General features: G+C 42.7%; 2 tRNA genes. Both read left to right on the forward strand.

The features are described from left to right. Nucleotides 1–101 precede the first annotated feature (101 nt). Nucleotides 102–176 (forward strand) — tRNA-Ile (locus AC1RO3_RS08810). Between the two features lie 27 nt (nucleotides 177–203). Beyond that, nucleotides 204–276 (forward strand) — tRNA-Ala (locus AC1RO3_RS08815). Nucleotides 277–372: the final 96 nt, after the last annotated feature.

The following is a 372-nucleotide window of genomic DNA, read 5'->3' on the forward strand; positions in this document are numbered from 1 at the left end:
CCTGCGGCTGGATCACCTCCTTTCTAAGGAATATTACGGAAACCTACACACTTGTCGAAAATTTGTTTAGTTTTGAGAGATCTACTCTCAAAAGCGTTTACGGGCCTATAGCTCAGCTGGTTTAGAGCGCACGCCTGATAAGCGTGAGGTCGATGGTTCGAGTCCATTTAGGCCCATTTACCAATTAATAAAATACCCATTATGGGGCCTTAGCTCAGCTGGGAGAGCGCCTGCCTTGCACGCAGGAGGTCATCGGTTCGATCCCGTTAGGCTCCATTGACAATATTAATTGTCGAATTTGTTCTTTGAAAACTAGATAATATTTATTAAATTTTTAAGCAATAAGCCGAGAAACACCGCGTTTTATTAGTT

This window comes from Dellaglioa sp. CoH-57-MRSF-19 (genome assembly GCF_056781975.1).